The organism is Duganella fentianensis (genome assembly GCF_964031615.1).
GTDB lineage: Bacteria > Pseudomonadota > Gammaproteobacteria > Burkholderiales > Burkholderiaceae_D > Rugamonas > Rugamonas fentianensis_A.
Window position 1 is genome coordinate 287,004 of the sequence record NZ_CAXIQN010000013.1, and the last position, 22,476, is coordinate 309,479.

A 22,476-nucleotide genomic window follows, 5' to 3' on the forward strand; every position below is an offset into this window, starting at 1 on the left:
GGCTCAGGAGGCGCTGCGCATGGCAGCGCTTTTGCTATCGGCTTTGAGCAGATAGCCCAGTCCGCGCACAGTGCGGATGTCGAGATCCGAGCCTTCCAGCCGGCGCCGCAGGCGGTGGATGTACACCTCGATGGCGTTGCCGCCGCTGTTGCCGGCCACATCGCCGGACCAGCTCTGGGTGATCTGCTCCTTGGTGACGACGTTGTCGCGATTCACCAGCAGCAGTTCCAGCAGCGTCCATTCACGGGGGCTCAGATCGATGGGAGCACCGTCGATGTGGGCGCGGCGCAACAGCGGGTTGAAGCTCAGTTTGCCGAAACCCAGTTCCATATTGGCTGGCGAGGCCGATTGCACGCTGGCGCGGCGCAGCATGGCGCGCACGCGGGCATCGAGTTCGGGGAAGTCGAACGGTTTGGTCAGATAGTCGTCGGCACCCGCATCGAGGCCGGCCACGCGGCTATCGAGCGTGTCCTGCGCCGTCAGAATAATCACGGGCATCTGGCGGTTGCTGGTGCGCATATTCCGCAACACGTCGAGTCCGCTGATCATGGGCAGACCCAGATCGAGGATGCTCAGGTCGAAGTGTTGTTTTTGCAGCAGAAATTCTGCGACCGGACCATTCGGTGCGTGCTCCACCGTATAGCCTGCGCCGCGCAGGTGGGCGATCAGTGCATCAGCAAGGATGGCGTCGTCTTCGGCAAGAAGTATATGCATGGCGGCAGTGTAAACATGTCTGAAAGCTTAGACCAGAAAATTTTTTCAGTCGCATCAGAATTGTTTACTCGATTTTAATTAACTGCTAGACTTTATTAACGATCTTTAATGATTGATGAACGGAGACGCACTGCAGGCCTCTCGGCCGCCGTGCTCCATAACAAGACCTACAGAGGAATAACGTGGCCAATTTTTCGCCCGCGCTGGACGCCAGCGCGCTGCCCGAGGCAGCACAACCGCAACGCAGCGCACTGGTGATCGTCACCTTGCTGTTTTTCATGTGGGGGCTGCTGACTTCACTCAATGACGTACTGATTCCGCACCTGAAAGCCGTCTACACCCTCAGCTATGTGCAGGCCATGCTGGTGCAGTTCTGCTTCTTTGGCGCCTACTTCCTCGTCTCCGTGCCAGCCGGAATGCTGATCCGTCGCATCGGTTATCAGCGTGGTGTGGTGAGTGGTCTGGTGCTTGCTGCGGCTGGTTGCGCGCTGTTCTATCCGGCTTCGCTGGGTGGTTACGGCCTGTTCCTGACAGCCTTCTTCGTGCTGGCGAGCGGCATCACCATCTTGCAGGTGGCGGCCAATCCGTATGTCACGATTCTCGGACCGGCCGCTACGGCTTCGAGCCGCCTGACGTTGACGCAGGCTTTCAATGCACTGGGCACCACGGTGGCACCGGCGCTGGGCGGCTTGCTGATCTTGTCCGGCGTGACGCTGTCGGCGCAGGAATTTGCACAGCTGCCCGTAGCGCAGCAACTGGCGCACAAGGCGCAGGAAGCAGCCGCCGTGCAGGGCCCGTATCTGGTGCTGGCAGGCTTGCTGCTACTGGGCGCGCTGGTGTTTGCACTGGTGCGACTGCCCCGTATCGAACAGGAGGCGACGCATCAGGGCAGCGCATTGGCGCTGTTGAAGCAGCCCCGTCTGATGCTCGGTGTGCTGGCGATTTTCCTGTATGTGGGTGGTGAAGTCAGCATCGGCAGTCTGCTGATCAATTTCATCGGCGAGCCTAGCGTGGCCGGCCTCAGTGCGGCCGCCGCCGCGCCGCTGGTCAGCTACTACTGGGGCGGTGCCATGGTGGGCCGTTTCGTCGGTTTCGCCGTGATGCGCAAAGTCAGCCCCGGCAAGGCGCTGGCGGTCAATGCGGCCTGCTCGGTGCTGCTGATTCTGTGCGCCGTGTTCTCCGGCGGCGCGCTGGCCATGTGGTCGATACTGGCTGTGGGGCTGTGCAACTCGATCATGTTCCCCACCATCTTCAGCATGGCGCTGCACCGTCTGGGACCTGCCACGGGGCAGGGCTCGGGTCTGCTGTGCATGGCCATTGTGGGCGGCGCCATCGTGCCGTTTGCGCAGGGCTGGCTGGCCGATCTGTTCGGCGTGCAACTGTCCTTCCTGCTGCCTGTGCTGTGCTATCTGTACGTGCTGTTCTTCGGTATCAAGTACGCCAGTCTGTACACCGACTCTCACAAGGCAGTCTGATACTGCCAGTCGTTTAAGTACCAAAAACCAACAGAAAAACAGAGGGATTCCTCAGGTATCCCTCATTTCGGGCCGCGTCCGTTGACATAAAAGATTAACGGCGTGTAATTTGCTTAAAAAATGAAAACGGTTTCATAAAAACTTGGTAAATCAGCGAGGCCGATGGCCTGCAGACGGTGGTGGTCACCAACCGCCGTCCGGAAGGCAGCCAGAAAGTCGCCGGCGTGGTGCAGTCCATCACGGCCGAACAGTTGCGCAAGGACGGCATCTCCGATCTGCGCCAGCTGCAACTGGCGGTGCCCGGTCTGAGCATGGCCAATCAGGAAGGCAATCTGGAAATCTTCATCCGCGGTGTGGGTTCCAGCAACAATACCGAACTCGGTGATCCGGGCGCGGCACCGCACCTGAACGGCACCTATATTCCCCGTCCGCGCGGACTGGGCGTGATGTTCTACGACCTCGAGCGCGTCGAAGTGAACAAGGGCCCGCAAGGTACGCTGTATGGCCGTAACGCCATGGCCGGTACCCTCAACATCATCACTCAGAAACCTGTGATCGGCGAAACGGGCGGCTATCTGCAAGGTGAACTGAGCAACCGACACGGCCACGGCATGGAAGGTGCGTTCAGCATTCCTATCTCGTCCACCGTGGCGATGCGGGTGGCCGGCTACGAAGCCAAGAAGGATGCCGGCTTCAAAAACATGTCGACCGATGCGCAAGCCAGCAAGCTGCCCGCTGCCGGCTCCGAGAACAACCATGCGGCGCGTATCTCGCTGCTGGTCAAGCCTAGCAATGCCTTAAATTTTTCCCTGATCGGCGATACCGGCAAGGAAGGCGGCACCGGCTATCCGGGCGCGAACATCTATGGTGCCGTGGTCAGCACGGGCCTGCGTCCAGAAAACCTCGCGCTGCGCAATTTGGTGTACCGTGGTGAGGCTGGCGAACTCAGTAACAAGCTCAATGGTCTGCAGGCCAAGCTCAATTACGACTTCGGTCCCGTCAATCTGGAACTGAGTGCCAGCCAGCGCAAGGTCGACTTCCTGCAGCGTAATGCCGCCTCGGAAGGTCTGGCCTATCCGGGGCTGGATCTGTCCAAGATCACCTACGATAACTACTCGACGGTGTACTGGCAGACCAAGTCCAAGAGCAAGATCTATGAAGCGCGTCTGTCCTCGAATGACAAGGCTGCCTTCAAATGGAGTACAGGTGCCTTCCACTTCACGGAAGACCAGTCGGTCGGCTATCTGTCCACGTCGGACCGCGGCTACTGCTGCTTCTCCGGCACGGAATTCACCATGCCTATCGTGCAGGGTTCGTCCAGCGCCGTGTATGGTGATGCTTCCTACGACGTCAATGAACAGTTGCGCGTATTCGGTGGCGCACGCTACTCGGAAGAGAAGAAATATCGCTGGGGTATAGGCGGTAACTGGGCACTGACGCTGGGCGGCGAAGACTATGGCTGCTGTATCGCTACCCGTCTGGGCACACCGGGCTATGTGCCAGCGCTGCTGAGCCGTCCTAACTTCAACCTGAGCGAAGTGACCACGCAGGCCCAGATCGCCCAGTTCCTGATCGAAGGCACCAAGACGCCGGGTGAACGCGACACGCTGGTGGCGCAGATTCAGGCCATCGCCAATGGCAGCAATCCGAAAGGCACTTGCTTTACCCGTCCGGACATCAACAACGGTAGCCAGACCTGCCCGAAAAATAATCCTAGCGATACCAAGGGCGGCTTCAGCTATGCCAACCTGACCATCCCGACCCAGCAGGTGGGTAGCAGCAAGGCATCCTTCCCTGACATGCGTCTGGGTACCGAGTTCAGCATCGACCGCGACCATCTGGTGTACGGCAAGATCGCTACCGGCCACAAGTCGGGCGGCTTCAACGACAGCTTCAACGGCAGCACGATTCCTGAAACCTACAGCCCTGAAAAGCTGATCAGCTATGAGATCGGTAGCCGTAATGCCTTCAAGCTGTTTGGCCGTCATGCGATTATCAACACCACCGCGTTCCACTACGGCTACGACAATCAGGTGTTCCAGGATCTGACCTGCATTAACATGGACACCACCCAGACCCCGGCAACCTGCAAAGGCTATTCGCTGGCCAATCGTAACATCGGTACGTCCAAGATCGACGGTCTGGAAACGGAAGCCAAATTCGTACTGCCAGCGCGCTTCCGTCTGGACATGAACCTGACCCTGCTGAAGACCAAAATCTCGTCAGGCGTAGTGGCTGATGCCCGTGCAGTGGATTACGGTGATGGCGGCAAAGCACCGCTGATCAATCTGGCTGGCAACCGCCTGCCGATGGCCTCGAACGTCAATCTGGCGGCACGTCTGACCCAGTCGCTCGATGTAGGCCCGGGTACGCTGGACTGGCAGGCACTGGTGGCCTACCGTTCCTCGTTCTACCTGACCCAGTTCAACGAACAGGACATCGTGTTCAACAACGGCAAACGCCAGACCGCGCTGCAGGCCGGTTTCCCGGACAAGCAGAAGGGCTTTGCCACCGTCAATCTGGGACTGGGCTACACGCTGGATCGCTACCGCTTCGAGCTGTGGGCAGCGAACGTGGGCAATGTGGAAGCGTCGCAGAAAGCACTGGTCGGCCCTGCGCTGAACATCCGCTTCCTCAACGACGCGCGCTCCTACGGCATGCGCCTGCGCTACAACTTCGATTAAGCTGCAGCGCTCAGCACGGCCGCGTCTCTGACTGCGCGGCCGTATCGGCAGGCCAGTCCGGTAACATGCGGATCTGGCCTGTTTTTTTGCCCGTACAGGGCAGTATTCCGGAGACTAGTGTGAAGATTTCCCCCTTACTGATGGCGCTGATGCTGGGCAGCGCAGGCGCCTGCGCGCAGACGCCCGCCGCGCCTGTTGTGGCCGCGCCCGTAGCCGGCCCCGCCGCGGCTGCCGCCACGACCGCATTCCCCGGCCTGTATGCCGATCCCCACACCAGCGCGGCCGAATGGGTGCGCAGCCATGCCAGCGATCCCCGTGCCGCCGAGATCGACGCCGCCATCGCGCGCCAGCCGGTTGCGCGCTGGTTCGGCGGCTGGAGCGGTGATATCGCCGCCGCCGTGGGCGGCTACATGGCGCGGGCAGCCGAAGCGCGGCGCACGCCGGTGCTGGTGGCCTATAACATTCCCCAGCGTGACTGCGGCCAGCACAGTGCCGGCGGCGAACGTTCGGCGCAAGCCTATCAGCAGTGGATACGCGGGTTCGCGCAGGCGGTGGGCGAACAGCCCGCCATCGTGATACTGGAGCCCGATGCACTGCCGCAGATGGATTGTCTGGATGCCGCCGGTAAAGCCGAACGCATGCAGCTGTTCCAGTATGCCGTGCAGCAGTTCTATGATCTGGCGCCGCGTGCGCTGCTCTACATCGATATTGGCAATAGCGACTGGCTCAAGCCGGACGAAGCGGCCAAGCGCCTGCTGCTGGCCGGCGTGGCCAGCGCGCAGGGGTTTGCGCTGAATGTCTCCAACTACCGCAGCGATAGCGAGAGCAAGACTTACGGCATCGCCGTGGGCGAGGCGTTGCGTGGGCTGGTGGGCTGGAATAAACCGTTCGTCATCGATACCAGCCGCAATGGCGCTGGTCCCGCTGGCCGCCAGTGGTGCGATGCGGCGGGCCGCAAACTAGGCCAGCCGCCGCGCGTGTTCGGTGGTGCCGGCCAGCCGGAAATGGCGCTATGGATCAAGGCGCCCGGTGAAGCGGATGGCTGCGCCGGTCCGGCCGGCAGCTTCATGCCGGAACTGGCGCTGGGCTTAATTCGCGGCCAGTAATCCGGCGCGGCGCTGGGGCGTGGCAGGCGGGCGGCGCTGCACGGCAGGTGCCGTAGCGCCCGCACCCAGTTTGAATACATCAACCACGTCCACCAGCCGGTGCGACTGCTCCTGCAGGGCGCTGGCTGCGGAAGCTGCTTCTTCCACCAGTGCGGCATTCTGCTGGGTGGCATGGTCCATCTCGACGATAGCCTGATTGATCTGCTCTATGCCTTGCGTCTGTTCGGCGCTGGCGGCAGTGATTTCACCCATGATGTCGGCCACGCTGCGGATGCTGTCGACGATGATGTTCATGGTGTCGCCTGCTTCGTTGACGAGGCGCGAACCGCTTTCCACCCGGCTCACCGAATCATCGATCAGTTGTTTGATCTCCTTGGCGGCTGCGGCCGAACGTTGCGCCAGATTGCGTACTTCCGTCGCCACCACGGCAAAGCCGCGTCCCTGTTCACCGGCGCGTGCTGCTTCTACCGCCGCATTCAGCGCCAGAATATTGGTCTGGAAGGCGATGCTGTCGATCACGTTGATGATGTCGACGATGCGGTGCGACGAGCTATTGATTTCGCCCATGGTCTGCACTACCTGCGCTACCACCGAGCCGCCTTTGACGGCGATGTCCGAGGCCGAAACGGCCAGCTGATTGGCCTGACGGGCGTTATCGGCATTGTGCTTGACGGTGGCGGTCAGTTCTTCCATGGCGGAGGCGGTTTCTTCCAGCGAGCCGGCCTGCTGTTCGGTACGTGACGCCAGATCGAGGTTGCCGCTGGCGATCTGTCCGGAAGCGGTGGCGATGTTGTCGGCGCCAGTACGCACTTCATCGACGATACGGGTCAGGGCCGAGTTCATATCGCGCAGCGCGCCCAGCATCTGCCCCGTTTCTTCCTGCGTATCGACACGGATCTGCATGGTCAGATCGCCATCGGCCACGCGCCTTGCCACATCGACCGCCTGATGCAGCGGCGTGGTGATGGTGCGGGTGGTCAGCAACGCCAGCGTGACGGCGATCAGTGCGGCTGCCAGTGCAATCACGGCGATCAGCACGATAGTTTGCTGCGCCTGTGCCAGCGACTGCTGGCCGGAAGCCGTCATCAGCTCTTCCTGATAGGCGATCAGGCCATCGAGCTGGGTGGTGTAGACCTGCAGGATAGGACGGATTTCGTCGAGCAGGTCATGCACGGCGGCGTCGCGCTGGCCGGAACGGGTGTGGTCGAGGAAGGTGGTGCGGGCAGCCAGATACTTGCGGCGCGATTCTTCCAGTGCGTGTAGCTGGGCCAGTCCTTTTTCGCTGGTCAGCACCTTGTCCAGCTTACTCAGGGTTTCGGTGATCACGCGGGTGTTCTTGGCGATGCTGGCATATTCTTTTTCCAGCTCATCGGGCTTGTCCATCAGCAGCAGGTTGCGCATGTTGAGCGCCTGCTCATTCAGTTCGTCTTTGACGGTATGCACCATCACAGTTTTCGGATAGCGGTCTTCATTGATCAGACGGAGGTCGTCGCTCAGGCCGCTGACGCGCAGATAGGCGAGGGCGGCGACGATGATCAGCATGGCGATCACGATAGCGAAGCTAAGGCCGAGTTTCTTGCCGATGGCTAAATTTCGGAAGTTCATAGAGGCTTTCACGGTAGAGAATACTTCGAGTACCAGCCGGCTTCCGGCTGAGCGCATCTTGCGCGTTCTCAAATAGTCTTGTGGTCAATAGGAGAAACCGCACGATAAATTTGCCGTGTGATAGTTGGTATGATCTGAATCAAAATTTCAGGAAGAAATTGCAGACTTGCGTGTTACTACGCAGAGCGGAAGGAGGACCTGGCGGGGTGTTGCGTGCCGCTGGCAGCCCGTCTGCGAGCGGCCGGCGGCGCGTGCTACTGGCAAGCTAATTGCAGTACATTTTCTGCACGGGACTGGTCGTTGTGCCGCTCTTATCGCTGCCGGTGTCGGTCGCAGTGCTTGTCGACTTTTCCTTGGAGTCATCCTTGGGCTTGGTGTCTGAAGTGCTGGTCTGCGTGCTGCCGCTGTCATTCGGGCTGGTGACGGATGGAACCACTGCTGCCAGCGTTTTAATGACCTCATTGCTAGCTTGCTGCACCGGCTTCACAGGTTCCGTAGCAGTCGGTGGTGACAGCACCTGACACAACGCTGAATTCGGCGCAATGGTGCAGATGTCTGCGGATGGCGTCGGCAAGGTCGTGGGTGTAGGTGTAGGGATAGGTGTATAGGGAGGGCTGGGCGTCGGTGTTGGCGTCGGCAACGGCGCCGGAGTTGGCGTCGGCGTTGGCGTCGGCACTGGCGTCGGCGCCGGTTCTGGCGTTGGAACCGGTACAGGAACCGGAGTCGGCACAGGCTCGGGCACAGGAACCGGTGTCGGTACTGGCACAGGTGTCGGTACAGGTGTTGGTACAGGCGTCGGTACAGGCGTCGGTACAGGCGTCGGTACAGGTGTCGGTGCCGGAGCCGGTTCCGGTGTCGGGACAGGCACCGGTGCAGGATCGGGCGTTGGTGTCGGCACAGGCGCTGGCACGGGTACAGGTGCTGGTGCGGGCGGCGACTGATATTGCGGCTGCACAGCGCCATTGGCATCCTGTACGCTGAGCGGATTGGTGTTGTACGTCAGGTACTGGGCGGCTGTAATCGATACGGCGCCGCTGGTTGTCGTAACGGTGCCATTGCTGCCGATGGTAATCGTATTGCTGGGGTCATATTGCGTGCCGGCCGCCAGCGTAATGTTGCCGGAATCCGAGGAAACGGAACCATCGATGACCATCGGGCTGTGCGTCTGCAGCGTGATAGCGCCACTGCTGGTATGCACGCCATTGGGGGCCAGATCGGCAATCGTCATACCGCCGTGATTGTCGATGCTGATGGCACCGCCATTGCCACCACCGGCATCGACCTGCTGCACCTTGTGCACGGTCAGCACGGAACTGTAAGCGGCGTTGTTGGTGTTGGCGATCTGGATGGCCGCCGTGCTGCCGCCGCCTGCCGTATTCACTGCGTTCAGCGAAGCTACACGGGTGAGCAGGGGGCTATCGTTGCCGATACCACCACTGGCCGTCATGGATAGCGCGTTGGCGCGCAGGGTGCCACCGGTGGCGCTGGCACTGCCTGTTTCTATTCCGCCGCTTAGCACACTGAGGGTTGCATTGCCTGCCGTGGTGACGCCGTTGATGTCATACGGACGCAGCGTGCCGCCGCCGTTCAGGCGGGCAATCGCCAGCCTGCCCGTATTGGCCAATTCCAGATTGCCCGTTCCGCTCTGCGCCACTGCCAGATTGGTGATGGTATTGGCGCTATTGTTCAGCGTGATGCTGCCCGTACCGCCAGTCTGCACCGCCAGATCGCGCACATTGATGACTCCGCTCTGACTGATATTGCCGCTATAGCTGAGCAGGCCGATCTGGGTCGTGGCCGCGTTGTAGTTAGCTGGTGCCAGACTGGCGACTACCAGATCGCCCACGTTGACGGTACTGGTGCTGGCGCCCAGCGCCAGTACGGGCGTGACCAGATGGGTGAAGTCATTGATCGCGACGCAATTGCTGATGCCGCAACTGGCTGCTCCCAGTTTCATGCTGTAGCCGCTACTGTACGGCCTTACACTGGCGACGCCTGCCGTCAGGTCGGCGCTCATGGTCAGGGCATCGCTGGCAAGGTCGAAGCGGCCAGCGCTGCCGGCCGTGTTGACGGTGACACTGGCGCCTGCCAGCGTCACCTGCCGGGTCTTGCCATCGATGGCGCCTGCCACGGTCAGTGCCGGTGCATCGAAGGCCAGTACGCCGTCCGACACGGCGCCCGTCAGCGTGATGCTGTTCAGTGTCAGCGCATTCTTGCCCTTGAAGTTGAGCGAACCCACGCTGCTGGCACTGAGGGCATCAAGTTGGTTGTCAGTGCCGTTGAGGTTAACGCGGCCCGGAGTGGTAATGCTCAGTGCCGGTGCCAGCAGGGTACTGGCAGCACTCTGGTTGATATTGCCGGTGCTGCTAAGCCCGATGGTGGTGGCAGCCGTGATGCTGTCCAGACTGATGCTGCTAGCGGCAGCGTTGTAGCTGAAGCTGCCCGCGCTGGCACTGCCTCCGACATAGCTGGCAAGATTGGCACCGCTCAGTGTTACGCCATTGCTACCGTTGACGCTCAGGCTATGCGCGCTGATGGCGCCACTGCCGCTGATGCTGCTGCCTTGCAGTGTGACATTGCCGCTACCGGCATTCAGGTCGCCAGCAACGCTGAGGCTGCCAGTGGTGGTGGCGCTGATGGCGCCATCGGCCAGATTGCCGTTGAGGCTAACCCCATCGAGTGTCAGCGCAACGTTGTTGACCACGTTCAGCGAGCCGATGCTGCTGGCGTTAAGTGCGCTGATCTGGTTGGAACTGCCCGTCAGTTGGGCGCTCTGCGGCGTGCTCGCGGTCAGTACGGGGGTGGACAGAATGGCATAGGCGTCCTGCGTGATGTCGCCGCTGGACGACAGGGTGATGCCGGTAGCGCCGCTGATATTGCCGCTCACGTTGAAACTACTGGCCGCGTTGAACACGAAGCTGCCATCGCTGGCACTGCCGCTGACACCGGAGACCTGATTGCTGCCGCCGAGTGCCACGGAAATACCGTAGGCGGTCAGCTGGCTGGCCGTGAGCGCGCCGGTGCCGCTCACCACGCCGCTACCGGCATCGAGCACCAGCTGGTTGCTGACGGTCAGTGCAGCATTGGCAGTAATGGTGCTGCCTTTCAGATAGAGCTGGGACGTGGCCGCGCTGCTGCTGCCCAGATCGATGCCATCATTGATGGTGATGGTGCCAGTGTAGCTTGCCGCCTTGCCGATCTCCAGCGTGCTGCCATGCAGCGCCCGCAGTTCTGTTTCGGACAGGCTCAGCGTGCTGGCAGTTTCGCTGCCGAGACTGATGTGGCGTGCGCTGTCATAGGTATCGACCGAGATGGTAGGGGCGCTGATGCTGCCCGCCAGCGCCATCTTGTTGCCCACCAGTGCCACGGCCATGCTGCCTGCCACACTGGCGCCGCTGGTGGTGCTCAGCGTGCCCGTGCCATCCGTGCTGAGGCGGACCGTGCGGGCACCGCCCAGCTGGTGGCCCAGCGTGATATCGGCACCGCTTTCCAGCGTCAGAGTACCCACCCCGCTCAGCGTGACATTGTCGCCGCTGCTGATGGTGCCTGCCGTGCTGTGGCCGATCTGCAGGCTGCCGCTCGAAACAGAGCCCAGTCCCGTAGCGTCGAGTACCAGTTTGCCGCTGGCGCTACCGCCCAGCTGGATGGCGCGGTTACTGCTGTAGGTGGTAAACGATACCGTGTCGTAACCGTCGCTGGCACCGCTACCGAGTGTGCCGGCCGCACCGTTCAGGTTGATATTGTCGGCCATGAACGCCAGCACGGAGGAGGCACCGCCGCTGGTAGTGACGACGCTATTGCTGCCCAGCGTAATGCTGCCGCCATTGCTGGCTGCGCGCGCATCGAGATTGCCGCCGCTGAGCGACAGGCTGCCATTGATGTTGAGGTCATGGCCGCGCAGGCTAAGGTTGGCACCATTGGTACGCAGCATGTCGCCATTGGCGTTGTACGCTACGGTTACGGTGCCGGTACCGGAGGCACTCGCGCTGGCACTATCATTGGCAATCAGCGAAATGTTGCCAGACATGTAGATCGGCGCATTGACGGTAATGTCATTGCCGGCCTGTGCGGTCAGCGAGACATTGGCGTCATTGAAGATGCTACTGTTGAAGCTGATGTTGTGTCTGGCTTGCAGCACCACGTTGCTGGAGGCTTCGGAAATCAGGTCAGCCCCGACTGTTGTAACGCCGCTGGCTGCGCCGCCACCAAACGGCGCCCCATCGGACAGATTGCCGCCACGCCCGGCGACAATGTCAATGTCGTCGGGATCGAGCAGCCAGCTACCGGTGGCACCATGGCTGGCGCTGGTAGTGACCCGTGCACCGGCGATATCCAGATAGCCGCCCGAGGTTTCTACCTGCCCGCCATTGCCGCCCGTGCTGCCACCGCGTGCCGACAGCGTGCCATGCATGCGGCTGGTCGTGTTACCCCATACCACGATGGTGCCGCCATTCCCGCTGTCGCCGGCATCGGCGCGCAGCACGGCATCTTGGCCCACATAGCTGGCATCGGCATTGCTGATAGCGGGATTGCGGCCCTGATAGTCGCCGCCCACCAGTATTTTGCCGCCACCGCTGGCCCCGCTGGCATCCACTAGCGCGTCGCCGGTCATGCCGACCTGTTTGCCAAGCAACATGATGTTGCCGCCGAGGTTGTGATTGCTACCCGTGGCGGAGGTGCGGCTGCCCGCTTCCAGCAGCGTGGTGCCACTGGCTTTGAGCAGGATCTGGCCCTGTGCGCCGCGCACGGCGCTATCGGCATTGATCACGCCACGCTGGTTGACCAGCGCACCGAACAGGCCGACGCGTCCGCTCTGTGCCACGATGCTGCCCAGATTGAGCGCCTGATCGGCCGGGGCAGATAGCACTACCTGCAGGTTGGGATCACGGACGTCCGATAGTTGTACGCTCTGGCCGGCAGCCAGCATGATGGTGCCGGCGTCGGCCGAAAGTGCCCCCGCATTCTCGACCGTAGGTGCTATCAGGAAGATCTGTCCGCCGCTGGCGGCCGTGATACTGCCCTGATTGCTGACCTTGCCGGCGGTGGCGTCGCCGCTGAAGCTGTTTTTACCGGCAATAAAATCGGCATTCGAAATGGTCAGACTGGAAGCGACCAGTCCGCCCACATCGACGCGTGCACCGGCGCCGAAGACCACGCCATTGGGATTGATCAGGAAAACTTTACCGTTGGACTGCAGCGCGCCCAGTATCTGGCTGGGGTCCTGTCCGCTGATGCGGTTGAGTACGCGGCTATCGCTGCTCTGCTGGATGAAGCGGGTGATTTCTCCCGGAGCAATTGAGAAACTGCGCCAGTCGATGATGGTGTTGGGGGTGTTGGTAATCGAATACAGATTGCCCAGCCGGTTGAAGCTAGCCAGACCATGCACCACGGTAGGCGCTTCAGGATTGGCCTGCGCGCTGCTGAAGGCGGCAGCAACGACGACTGCCAGCAATTTGCGCCGTAATCGGTAAGGCGTTTGCGCTTTCATCGTGTGGATTCCTGTATTGATCGGCCCGTTGAAAAAATGTTTTTTTTGCATTTTACATTAACAATCTTTCTGCGTTGTCAGGCCGAGCACCTTTATTCATACCGATTGTCAGTTAGGCATCATGTATCATGTCCGGGAGGCAGGCTGGCCTGTGGCCCTGCTGCGTGACTGACTGGAGTAAGCATGCGTTCTATCCCTTACATGTTCCTGCTGAGCATCCTGCTGTTTTCTAGTGCGCTGAGTGCGAAAGAACTACGTCTGCTCACCACCGAGTACCCGCCGTTCTCCATCGCCGGCAAGTCCGGTGGCGGACTGTTTGCCGAACTGATTACGGAAGCGCTGGGGCGCAAGGGCTGGACTGTCCGAGTGCGTAGCGTGCCGTGGGTGCGGGTGCCGCTGGAAGTCACATCGGGTCGTGCCGATGGGGCGCTGATCTGCTGGCCCGAGGAAATCAAGAAATTCGATCTGCTGCCCTCGCGCGCCGCATTCACCAGTGAACTGGGTTTCTTTGTGCGCAAGGCCGATGCCGACAAAATCAATGTCACGCTGGCGGGCGTGCGCGGCCAGAAAGTGGGCGCCGTGCGTGGCTATGGTTATCCCCCCACGCTGGAAGCTTCGGGTGCGCATCTCGATTATGTGCACGACGATCAGACCAATCTGCGCAAGCTGCTAGCGCACCGAATAGATTATGTGGCGCTGGAAAAAGTCGTAGGCGAGTATCTGCTGCAGCAGCCGGAGCTGGCCGAAGTGCGCGACAAGGTGGTGTGGAAGGCGCCGCCCTTCGCCCGCCTGCCGCTGTTTGTCGGCATTGCCCGACAGTTGCCGAATGCCGCCAGCATCCTCGCCGACTTGAATGACGGACTGGCAGCGATGGCGAAAGATGGCAGCTATCAGGCGCTGGCACAACGCTATCAGCTGAGCGTCACAGGGCTGCCCAGCCCCTGAAGCGCCGCGCATGCAGACATGCGCTGGTGCCGGCCCTGATCTCGGCTACAATCGCGCACTGGAAAACCAGTACGCGGGACGACATGGAAGCGATGGATGTTAGCTATGGCTCGGATACGGCGGGTCTGGTATGGGGCTATGTACTGGGTGCCGAACAGGGTACGGTGCGGGCGCTGAATTCGGCTCAGGCGCAGGCATGGCTCAGTGGTGCAGGGCGCCAGCCCGGTGAATTTATCTGGCTGCATTTCAATCTGTCCCATGCGGCCTGCGAGAAGTGGCTGCGGGCGTATGGCGGCCTGTCCGACGAGTTCTTCGAAACTCTGCATCAGGGTTCGCGCTCGACCCGCATCGAGCTGGCCGACAACGCCCTGATTGCCGTGGTCAACGACGTGCTGCACGACTTTACTTTCGACGCGTCGGATATTTCCACCCTGTGGGTGGGGGTGGCACCGCATCTGGTGATCAGTGCGCGCCGCACACCGCTGCAATCTATCGAACGGCTGCATCAGGCAGTACGGCGCGGCGAGCCTTTACGCTCGTCGGTGGAGCTGCTGGTGCACCTGCTGCGCGATCAGGCCGATGTGCTGGTGAGTATCGTGCGCACAGCGGTCGAGCGCGTCGATACGATCGAAGATTCGCTACTGGCAGGGCGGGTGCGTGCCAAGCGGGCCGACCTAGGTAATATGCGCCGTGTGCTGGTGCGCTTGCAGCGCCTGCTGGCACCGGAGCCGGCCGCGCTGCTGCGTCTGCTGCAGCGGCCGCCCGTGTGGATGTCCGAACTCGATACCCAGGAATTGCGTCAGTCGAGCGAGGAGTTTGCCGTGGTGCTCAGCGATATGTCCTCGCTGCAGGAACGCATCAAGCTGCTGCAGGAAGAAATCGCTGCGCAAGTCAATGAGTCGACGGGGCGCAGTCTGTTCGTGCTGACCATCGTCACCGTGCTGGCGCTGCCAATCAACATCATTGCCGGTCTGCTGGGCATGAATGTGGGCGGGATTCCGCTGGCCCAGCATCCGCACGGCTTCTGGATTATTGCGGCCGTGGTGATTGCATTTACCGTCGTGGCGGGTGCGCTGGTGGTGCGGATGCAGAACAAGGACTAGCGCGCAGTCTGCCGCGCCAGTAAAAAAGCCTCCCGGCAGCACAGTGCGGGGAGGCTTTCAGTATTGGTGGTGATAGATGGACTTGAACCATCGACCCCAGCATTATGAATGCTGTGCTCTAACCAACTGAGCTATATCACCGGTACAGACCGGATTAAAAAAGCCTCTATGCAGTTCTGCTTAGAGGCCTTTTAGAATTCTTGGTGGTGATAGATGGACTTGAACCATCGACCCCAGCATTATGAATGCTGTGCTCTAACCAACTGAGCTATATCACCTGCAACGCCCGATATTATCAGGGTAAGGCGCTAGGCTGTCAAGGATGGCGCCCGTTTTTTCCCCATATTCTGTTTATTTTGTTTTTCCCTGAGCGTTTTTCAACGTAAAGCGTGTCAGTTTTTTAACGCGCGCAGGTGCTTTTAGCCCAGATGCTGGCCGATCTGCGCCAGCAGTTCGTCCGTGGGATTGGCGCCCAGACAGTCGATCACGCGGCGTTGCGGCATCGAGCGCAGCCAGGTCAGCTGGCGCTTGGCCAGCTGGCGGGTGGCGATGATGCCCGTTTCGCGCATGGTGGCGTAGTCGATGTTGCCATCGAGGTAATCCCAGGCCTGGCGGTAGCCCACGCAGCGGATCGATGGCAGGCCCGGATGCAGGTCGCCGCGGCGGCGTAACTGTTCCACTTCCGTCAGCAGGTTGCCGTCCGGACTATCGGCCAGCATCAGGTCGAAGCGGCGGGCGATGCGCTCGTGCAGCACGGCGCGGTCGGAAGGCTCCAGTGCGAACGACAGCAGTTCGAATGGCAGCTCGGTCTTTTCACGTAGCGCCAGCAGGGCCGACATGGGCTTGCCGCTGAGCGTACAGATTTCCAGCGCGCGCTGGATGCGCTGGGCATCGGCCGGTGCCAGCCGTGCTGCCGTTTCCGGATCGAGCAGGGCCAGACGGGCATGCATGGCCGGCCAGCCCACTTGCGCGGCTTCGTCTTCGATCTGCGCGCGCAGCGCCGGATCGGCGCCGGGCAGATCATCGAGGCCGTCGGCCAGCCCTTTGAAATACAGCATGGTGCCGCCCACCAGCAGCGGCAGTTTGCCGCGTGCCACGATCTCATCGACCAGACGCAGCGTGTCGTTGCGGAACTGGGCGACCGAATATGCGTCCAGCGGGTCGATGATGTCGATCAGGTGGTGTGGCGCGGCGGCCAGTTCGGCGCGGCTAGGCTTGGCCGTGCCGATATCCATGCCGCGAAACACCAGCGCGGAATCGACCGAGATGATCTCCGACGGGATGCGTTCGGCAATCGCCAGCGCGGCGGCCGTCTTGCCGGAGGCGGTAGGGCCCATGATGGCCACGGCCAGTGGCCGTGTTGCAGGCTGCACCAAGTTATTGCTCATGTTACTGCCCACGCAGGAAGAGTTTATCGAGCGCGCCGATTTCCACCTGCACCCAGGTCGGGCGGCCGTGGTTGCACTGGTCGGCCCGTTCGGTGCTTTCCATCTGGCGCAGCAGGGCATTCATTTCCTGCACCGACAAGATGCGGTTGGCGCGCACGGCCGTATGGCAGGCCAGTGTGCCCAGCAGTTCGTTCTGGCGTTCGATCAGCAGGCGCGAACCGCCGAATTCGCGCACATCGCGCAGCACGTCGCGTGCCAGTGTCTGGGCATCGGCATTTTTCAGCAGCACGGGCACGGAGCGCACGGCCAGCGTGGTGGGCGACAGGGCGGCGATGTCGAAGCCCAGTGCCTGCAGGGTTTCCTGCTGTTCGTGCACGGTGGCCACTTCGATCGCATCGGCGTAGAAGGTGACGGGAATAAGCAGCGGCTGCACTTGCATGGCTTCACCGGCCACATGGCTTTGCAGTGCCTGTTTCAGCTGTTCGTACAGGATGCGTTCATGCGCCGCATGCATATCCACCAGCACCAGCCCTTTGGCGTTCTGGGCGAGGATGTAGATGCCGTGCAGTTGGGCCAGCGCAAAGCCGAGCGGGAATTCTTCCTGCGCCATGGCGGCTGGCGAAACGGTGAACGGACTGGCCTGCGGCAGTGCGCGGTCGCTATCGCTGCTCAGGTTATCGCTGCGACTGTAGTCGCCGGCTGGCGAGTAGCTGCGCGTGGCATCGCTGCTGTCGCTGCCACCACTGAACAGCGCACCATAGCGCGCTGTGCTTTGTGCCACGCCACCCGTGCGGGCGTCGAAACGGGGCGCACTGTGCGGCGAGTAGGCCGCGCCACCTGCATTATTGGCAGCAGCACCGTTGCCATCGCCCGGTTTGGCAAATGGCGAGGGCGAGAAGGTCGGGGTGTAATCAGGCTTGAGCAGAGCGCCGAAGCTGGTCTGCTCGCCGCGCCATGGCGTGGTTTCCAGACTGTCGGCCGCCGGCAGGGGCGACGGTGCGCTGCCGTGGGCGGTGGCGGAAGTCTGGGCCAGCGCGCGCTGCACGGCGTGGAATACGAACTGGTGCACGGCACGGCTATCGCGGAAACGTACTTCGATTTTGGACGGGTGCACGTTGACGTCTACCAGTGCCGGATCGAGATCGAGCGACAGCACATAGGACGGGAAACGGTCGCCATGCAGCACATCCTGATAGGCTGCCTTGACGGCGTGTACCAGTACCTTGTCGCGCACGAAGCGGCCATTCACGTAGAAGAACTGGCCGTCGGCACGGGCTTTGGAGGCAGTGGGCAGACCCGTGTAGCCGTGCAGACGCAGCGGACCGGCGCTTTCATCGATGGGCAGGCGCGCTTCGGCAAAGCTGTCGCCCAGTATGTGGGCGCTGCGCTTGGCCATTTCCGTCACGTTCCAGTGGTCGATGGTGCGGCCATTGTGGCTCAGCGTGAAGGCCACGTCGGGACGGGCCAGCGCAATCCGCCGTACCACTTCGGCGCAGTGGCCGAATTCGGTCTGTTCCGACTTGAGGAATTTGCGCCGTGCCGGCGTGTTGAAATACAGATCCTGCACATCGACGGTAGTGCCGTACGCGCCCGAGGACGGTGCCACCGTACCCTGATGCGAGCCGACGATTTCCCACGCATGGGCAGCATCGGCCGTGCGCGACGTCAGCGTGACGGAAGCGACCGAAGCGATCGAGGCCAGCGCTTCGCCACGAAAGCCCAGCGTGCCGACATTTTCCAGATCGTCGAGCGAGGCGATTTTGGAGGTGGCATGGCGCGCCAGAGCCAGCGGCATCTGCTCGGGCGGGATACCGCGGCCATTGTCGGTAATGGCGATGCGTTTTACCCCGCCTTCTTCGAGCCGCACATTGATCTGGGTGGCCCCCGCATCGAGTGCGTTTTCCAGCAATTCCTTGACCACGGCCGAAGGGCGTTCCACCACCTCGCCGGCGGCTATCTGGGAAATCAGCTGATCGGGCAGGGCGCGGATAGGGCGCGGGCTGCTGCTAGGGGAAAGTTCGGGCGCATTCATCCCGCGATTATAACTGCTTGCAGCGCCCCGTTTGCGGGGCGCTGGCAGTCGGACTTAAGGACGTACCCGCACCGGGATCGGCGCGTTGCACAGTTCTACATAGCCGGGCGAGAACTTGTTCCAGGGGCCGCCGCGGTTGCGCTGGGCGTCGATTACCTGCTGGTAGATGGGCGCTTCGCTGCGCATCACTTCCAGATGGCTGCGTTCGGCCTCGGGCACATCGGCTTCCAGTCGTATGGATTTGATGCCCATGCGGGTTTCCTTGGTGCCGTAGAAGCCCATGGCTTCGCCACCGCGCGGCAGCGAGGAGAGCAGCGGCATGCCGGACAATACGCGCCCCACCAGCGTGATGTTGCGGTCCAGATGGCGCGGTGCGTGGCCCGTCACGGCATACAGTTCCGCGCCATTGCCGCTATCGGTGCCGTTATCGCGGCCTACGCCCACCATGCCGTAGCAGTGCGCCAGCCAGGTGGTGCCCGCTTTCGGGTCGCGCCCCACAGGGAAACCGTTGGAATGGCCGATCTGCGGGGCATAGCCGTCGCGGTCCAGCTGACGGACGAAATGTTTGTCATTCTTGAGGGGCACGCTGAATTCGCCTGCCACCTTGGTCTTGGCGCTGCCCAGCGGGCGCGGGGTAGCCGATTCGGCCTGCGGGTCGCCCCACTGCGCTACATAATTGTCCTGCGAGCGCAGGATGGCCAGTCCGTCGAAATACTTTTCCTTCACCAGCGTTTCGATGTTGGCGATGTTCTGTGGAGCAAAATCGGGCGCCAGTTCGATCACCACGCGGCCGCTTTCGAGCTCCATATACAGCGTGTGCTGCGGGTCGGTCGGGCGCCAGTCGGACGCCTGCGATTGCTTGACGAGGTCGCCGACGCTGGGTTTGATGGGCAGATCGGCAGCGCTGGCGAGGCTGCCGGTAAGCAGCGCTAGAGCGGACAAGGACGGTAACAGCATGGTTCGGTACATCCGGTATCTCCCTGGGTAGTGGGCTAATGAGGGGGCGCACGGTTTGTGCGCCCGTGAAAGATTTTAATCTGCTTAAGAGCGCATGGGAAACTGCTCACCTAAGCGCCATCGTGGTGTATGATTCCGGCGCTGACTTTATGGGAAGAATATGGATTTTATGCAATTCTTCGGCATGATCCTTCATGTCGACAAAACGCTCGAAGTGCTGATACAGCAATACGGTACCCTGATCTACGTGGTGCTGTTTGCCATCATTTTCTGTGAAACAGGGCTGGTGGTGCTGTTCTTCTTCCCCGGCGATACCTTGCTGTTCATCGCCGGCGCTCTGTGTGCGCTGGGTGAAATGAATCTATTCCTGCTCAACGGGTTGCTGATTACGGCGGCTGTGCTGGGCAATACCACCAATTACTGGATAGGCGAGGCCATAGGTCAGCGGGTATTTACCCATGATTACCGCTGGCTGAACAAGGACGCGCTGCGCCGTACCCATGAGTTCTTCGAGAAGCACGGCGGCAAGACCATCGTGCTGGCCCGTTTTGTGCCGGTGGTGCGTACCTTCGCACCGTTCGTGGCCGGTGTGTCGGACATGACCCATGGCCGCTTCCAGCTCTACAACATCACCGGTGCCGTGCTGTGGGTAGTGCTGCTGACGACGGCAGGCTATTTCTTCGGCAATATCGCCATCGTGCGCGAACACCTGACGGAAATCGTGCTGGTGGGCGTGGGTGTGGCCGTGGTGCCGATGGCGCTGGGCGGCGTCTACAAGCTGGGCCGCCGCATGCTGGGCCGCTAACTGGCTGCACTGGAATACGCGGGAGTGCGGCGCCAGCCGCACCATGGCACGGCCCAGGCGCCGTGCCGATTCCGGCATATTTCATAAATAAATATCTTTCTTGTCCTAGCCTTCGCTCAAGTTTTTCCCAATTGCATCCGTATACCAGTGTGTAATTCTTATACTTCTGGACTGCGATGCGTACTTTACTCACCCTGATCGCCTGCTGCTGCGCGTTTGCCACCGCTGCCAGCGCCAATGAGGCGCGTGAACCGGCGTCGGCCAAAGCAGCAGCTTCCACGGTTAAAACCAAGGGCACGCCCGCAGCGGGTGCCAAGTCGGAACACGGCGTGAGCGTGGGCGGCGTGCCGCTTAAACAGATCGCTGCCGCGGCGGCAGAAAAAGCCGATAGCGAGCCGGCCGCACTGGGCCGTAAAGCATCCGCGCCGGCGCCAAGTGCGCGCGAGCGCGAAGCCGAAGCGGAAGCCGACCTGTCGGCCAAGATTGCTGCCCGTCTGGCGCTGATGCGCGCCAATCAGCAGGCTCGCGTAGCTGCGGCCGCCAAAGCCAAGAAAGCGGCTGCCGTGGTGGAAGCGGCACCGAAAGTGTATAGCCATCACTGGTCTTACGAGGGCGAGAATGGCCCGGCCAACTGGGGCAAGATCAATCCGGAGTGGGCCAAGTGCAGCACCGGCAATCGTCAGTCGCCGATCGATATCCGCGATGGCATGAAAGTCGAGCTGGAGCAGATTACCTTTGACTACCATCCCTCGTCCTTCAATGTGACGGATAACGGTCATACCGTGCAGGTGATGGTGGGTGGCGGTAATTTCATCACGGTGCAGAACCGGATGTACGAGCTGATCCAGTTCCACTTCCATCGTCCTTCGGAAGAACGCGTGAATGGCAAGGGCTATGAAATGGTCATGCACCTGGTGCACAAGGACGGCGAGGGCAAGCTGGCTGTGATTGCGCTGCTGATGGAGCGGGGGCGTCCACAGCCGGTGATCCAGACCGTATGGAATAACCTGCCGCTGGAAAAACTCGATACCATGGCACCGTCGTCGGTGATCGATCCGATCGATCTGATACCGGCACGGCGCGACTACTTCACCTTTATGGGTTCGCTGACCACGCCACCGTGCAGCGAAGGCGTGCTGTGGCTGGTGATGAAAGAGCCGGTGCAGGCTTCGCCCGCCCAGATGGCGCTGTTCGCCCGTCTGTATCCGATGAATGCGCGGCCTATCCAGCCCGGTTCCGGCCGCATCATCAAGGAATCGAATTAAGCCCTAGCTGGGCCGCTAGCCTAAGCGCTAGCTGGCGCAGCTGATCCGGTGCGTGCCGGTCCAGCTGCTGCCGGCGGCCAGTAGCTGCTGATCGATGCGGGCCGGTTCGATACAGATAAAGCGCAGATATTCTTCGTCGGCCAGATCGGTCAGCGCCGCCGCATCGGCCTGACCGGGATTCCACACTACCCAGTTATCAAAACCCTGCTGCTCCAGATGCAGCGTGCGGCTGGCCGTATTCAGCGTCAGCGCAGGCGTGGACTGATACAGCCGGTCATGCTTCTGGTCGAAGTGCAGGGCAGGGGTATCCTGCGTGCTGGTTTGCAGATGGTGGTCGGTATAACTCTGGCCCTGCAGGCCGCTGATGCTGGTGGCCGCAAGCTGGCCCACGTCGTAATAGGTGTGCAGCGCCACGCCGAACGGGAATTCGGCCGTGCCGCTGTTATGCACCGTAAAGCGCGCATCGAGCGCATCGCCCTGCAGCGTGTAGCGCAGCGTGAGTTCGAAAGCATGGGGCCATGCGGCCGCATGTTCTGCCGCCAGATCCTGCTGGTTCAGTTGCAATTCGACGTAGGCATGGCCGCCATCGCCGCCACTATCGCTCACGCGCCACTGGCTGACACGGGCGAAGCCGTGGCGCAGGCCGGGGCCACGCACATTAAACTGGGGGAAGATCACGGGTACGCCGCCGCGGATAGCCTTGCTGCCATCGAGTGGCGTCTGGCTGCTGACGAACAGGCGCTCAGTGCCATCGGCAGTTTTCCATGACAGCAGGTGGGCGCCGAACAGCGATACCGTGATGTTGGCGCCATCAGCCGCCGTGATCTGCACTGCGGGCAGTGCGCCATATTCTGTCATCGTTACTACAGCCATGTGGATTCCGTAAAAGTGGTTGGATAGAGACGCGGC

General features: G+C 61.5%; 14 protein-coding genes and 2 tRNA genes. 7 read left to right on the plus strand and 9 right to left on the minus strand.

Translation table 11 applies throughout. From position 1 onward, the window contains the following. Positions 1-3: 3 nt before the first annotated feature. Entirely contained in the window at positions 4-714 is a 711-nt protein-coding gene (locus ABNT42_RS09345; RefSeq protein ID WP_348696401.1) for a response regulator transcription factor, read from the minus strand. A 203-nt stretch (positions 715-917) separates the two neighbouring features. Here ABNT42_RS09345 and ABNT42_RS09350 point away from each other — a divergent pair, with 203 nt between their 5' ends. From ABNT42_RS09350 to ABNT42_RS09360, 3 genes are all read left to right on the plus strand, one after another. Then, a complete protein-coding gene (locus tag ABNT42_RS09350) occupies positions 918-2,189 on the plus strand; it encodes a sugar MFS transporter (protein ID WP_348696497.1) in 1,272 nt (423 codons plus the stop codon). A 179-nt stretch (positions 2,190-2,368) separates the two neighbouring features. Then, complete coding sequence (locus ABNT42_RS09355; RefSeq protein WP_348696402.1) at positions 2,369-4,873, plus strand: TonB-dependent receptor plug domain-containing protein; 2,505 nt, start codon at positions 2,369-2,371, stop codon at positions 4,871-4,873. Between the two features lie 119 nt (positions 4,874-4,992). Continuing rightward, positions 4,993-5,979 (plus strand): glycoside hydrolase family 6 protein, encoded by a 987-nt coding sequence (locus ABNT42_RS09360; RefSeq protein WP_348696403.1) that lies wholly within the window; start codon positions 4,993-4,995, stop codon positions 5,977-5,979. On the opposite strand, the gene ABNT42_RS09365 is transcribed toward ABNT42_RS09360, so the two are convergent. Both ABNT42_RS09365 and ABNT42_RS09370 read right to left on the minus strand, forming a co-directional pair. Then, positions 5,962-7,584: a methyl-accepting chemotaxis protein gene (locus tag ABNT42_RS09365; RefSeq protein WP_348696404.1), complete on the minus strand. Its 1,623-nt coding sequence runs from the start codon at positions 7,582-7,584 to the stop codon at positions 5,962-5,964. The two genes, ABNT42_RS09360 and ABNT42_RS09365, sit on opposite strands and share 18 nt — an antisense overlap. Before the next feature lie 265 nt (positions 7,585-7,849). After that, complete coding sequence (locus ABNT42_RS09370) at positions 7,850-13,072, minus strand: filamentous hemagglutinin N-terminal domain-containing protein (protein ID WP_348696405.1); 5,223 nt, start codon at positions 13,070-13,072, stop codon at positions 7,850-7,852. A 183-nt stretch (positions 13,073-13,255) separates the two neighbouring features. Here ABNT42_RS09370 and ABNT42_RS09375 point away from each other — a divergent pair, with 183 nt between their 5' ends. Together ABNT42_RS09375 and ABNT42_RS09380 are read left to right on the plus strand one after the other, a co-directional pair. After that, positions 13,256-14,017 (plus strand): transporter substrate-binding domain-containing protein, encoded by a 762-nt coding sequence (locus tag ABNT42_RS09375; RefSeq protein ID WP_348696406.1) that lies wholly within the window; start codon positions 13,256-13,258, stop codon positions 14,015-14,017. Positions 14,018-14,100: 83 nt separating this feature from the next. Beyond that, positions 14,101-15,120, plus strand: a complete 1,020-nt coding sequence (locus ABNT42_RS09380) for a transporter (RefSeq protein WP_348696407.1) — start codon at positions 14,101-14,103, stop codon at positions 15,118-15,120. Between the two features lie 64 nt (positions 15,121-15,184). Here the strand turns inward: ABNT42_RS09380 and ABNT42_RS09385 are convergent. The 5 genes from ABNT42_RS09385 to ABNT42_RS09405 form a co-directional block, all read right to left on the minus strand. Then, positions 15,185-15,261, minus strand: a tRNA-Met gene (locus ABNT42_RS09385). Positions 15,262-15,321: 60 nt separating this feature from the next. Next, positions 15,322-15,398: transfer RNA gene (locus tag ABNT42_RS09390), tRNA-Met, on the minus strand. Positions 15,399-15,539: 141 nt separating this feature from the next. Then, on the minus strand, positions 15,540-16,508 hold the full coding sequence (gene miaA / locus ABNT42_RS09395) for a tRNA (adenosine(37)-N6)-dimethylallyltransferase MiaA (protein WP_348696408.1): 969 nt from the start codon (positions 16,506-16,508) through the stop codon (positions 15,540-15,542). 1 nt (position 16,509) lies between these two features. Then, entirely contained in the window at positions 16,510-18,540 is a 2,031-nt protein-coding gene (gene mutL, locus ABNT42_RS09400) for a DNA mismatch repair endonuclease MutL (RefSeq protein WP_348696409.1), read from the minus strand. A 54-nt stretch (positions 18,541-18,594) separates the two neighbouring features. Beyond that, on the minus strand, positions 18,595-19,497 hold the full coding sequence (locus ABNT42_RS09405) for a peptidylprolyl isomerase (protein WP_348696410.1): 903 nt from the start codon (positions 19,495-19,497) through the stop codon (positions 18,595-18,597). Between the two features lie 160 nt (positions 19,498-19,657). Between ABNT42_RS09405 and ABNT42_RS09410 the strand changes: the two genes are divergently transcribed. Then, on the plus strand, positions 19,658-20,302 hold the full coding sequence (locus tag ABNT42_RS09410; RefSeq protein ID WP_348696411.1) for a VTT domain-containing protein: 645 nt from the start codon (positions 19,658-19,660) through the stop codon (positions 20,300-20,302). A 176-nt stretch (positions 20,303-20,478) separates the two neighbouring features. Further along, entirely contained in the window at positions 20,479-21,567 is a 1,089-nt protein-coding gene (locus tag ABNT42_RS09415; protein WP_348696412.1) for a carbonic anhydrase family protein, read from the plus strand. 27 nt (positions 21,568-21,594) lie between these two features. Here the strand turns inward: ABNT42_RS09415 and ABNT42_RS09420 are convergent, their stop codons facing one another. Further along, on the minus strand, positions 21,595-22,440 hold the full coding sequence (locus ABNT42_RS09420; RefSeq protein WP_348696413.1) for a D-hexose-6-phosphate mutarotase: 846 nt from the start codon (positions 22,438-22,440) through the stop codon (positions 21,595-21,597). Positions 22,441-22,476: the final 36 nt, after the last annotated feature.

Coding starts and splice junctions, on each gene's coding strand:
- ABNT42_RS09345 (WP_348696401.1), bottom strand. CDS start 714: ATGCATATACTTCTTGCCGAAGACGACGCCATCCTTGCTGATGCACTG.
- ABNT42_RS09365 (WP_348696404.1), bottom strand. CDS start 7,584: ATGAACTTCCGAAATTTAGCCATCGGCAAGAAACTCGGCCTTAGCTTC.
- ABNT42_RS09370 (WP_348696405.1), bottom strand. CDS start 13,072: ATGAAAGCGCAAACGCCTTACCGATTACGGCGCAAATTGCTGGCAGTC.
- ABNT42_RS09375 (WP_348696406.1), top strand. CDS start 13,256: ATGCGTTCTATCCCTTACATGTTCCTGCTGAGCATCCTGCTGTTTTCT.
- ABNT42_RS09380 (WP_348696407.1), top strand. CDS start 14,101: ATGGAAGCGATGGATGTTAGCTATGGCTCGGATACGGCGGGTCTGGTA.
- miaA (WP_348696408.1), bottom strand. CDS start 16,508: ATGAGCAATAACTTGGTGCAGCCTGCAACACGGCCACTGGCCGTGGCC.
- mutL (WP_348696409.1), bottom strand. CDS start 18,540: ATGAATGCGCCCGAACTTTCCCCTAGCAGCAGCCCGCGCCCTATCCGC.
- ABNT42_RS09405 (WP_348696410.1), bottom strand. CDS start 19,497: ATGCTGTTACCGTCCTTGTCCGCTCTAGCGCTGCTTACCGGCAGCCTC.
- ABNT42_RS09410 (WP_348696411.1), top strand. CDS start 19,658: ATGGATTTTATGCAATTCTTCGGCATGATCCTTCATGTCGACAAAACG.
- ABNT42_RS09415 (WP_348696412.1), top strand. CDS start 20,479: ATGCGTACTTTACTCACCCTGATCGCCTGCTGCTGCGCGTTTGCCACC.
- ABNT42_RS09420 (WP_348696413.1), bottom strand. CDS start 22,440: ATGGCTGTAGTAACGATGACAGAATATGGCGCACTGCCCGCAGTGCAG.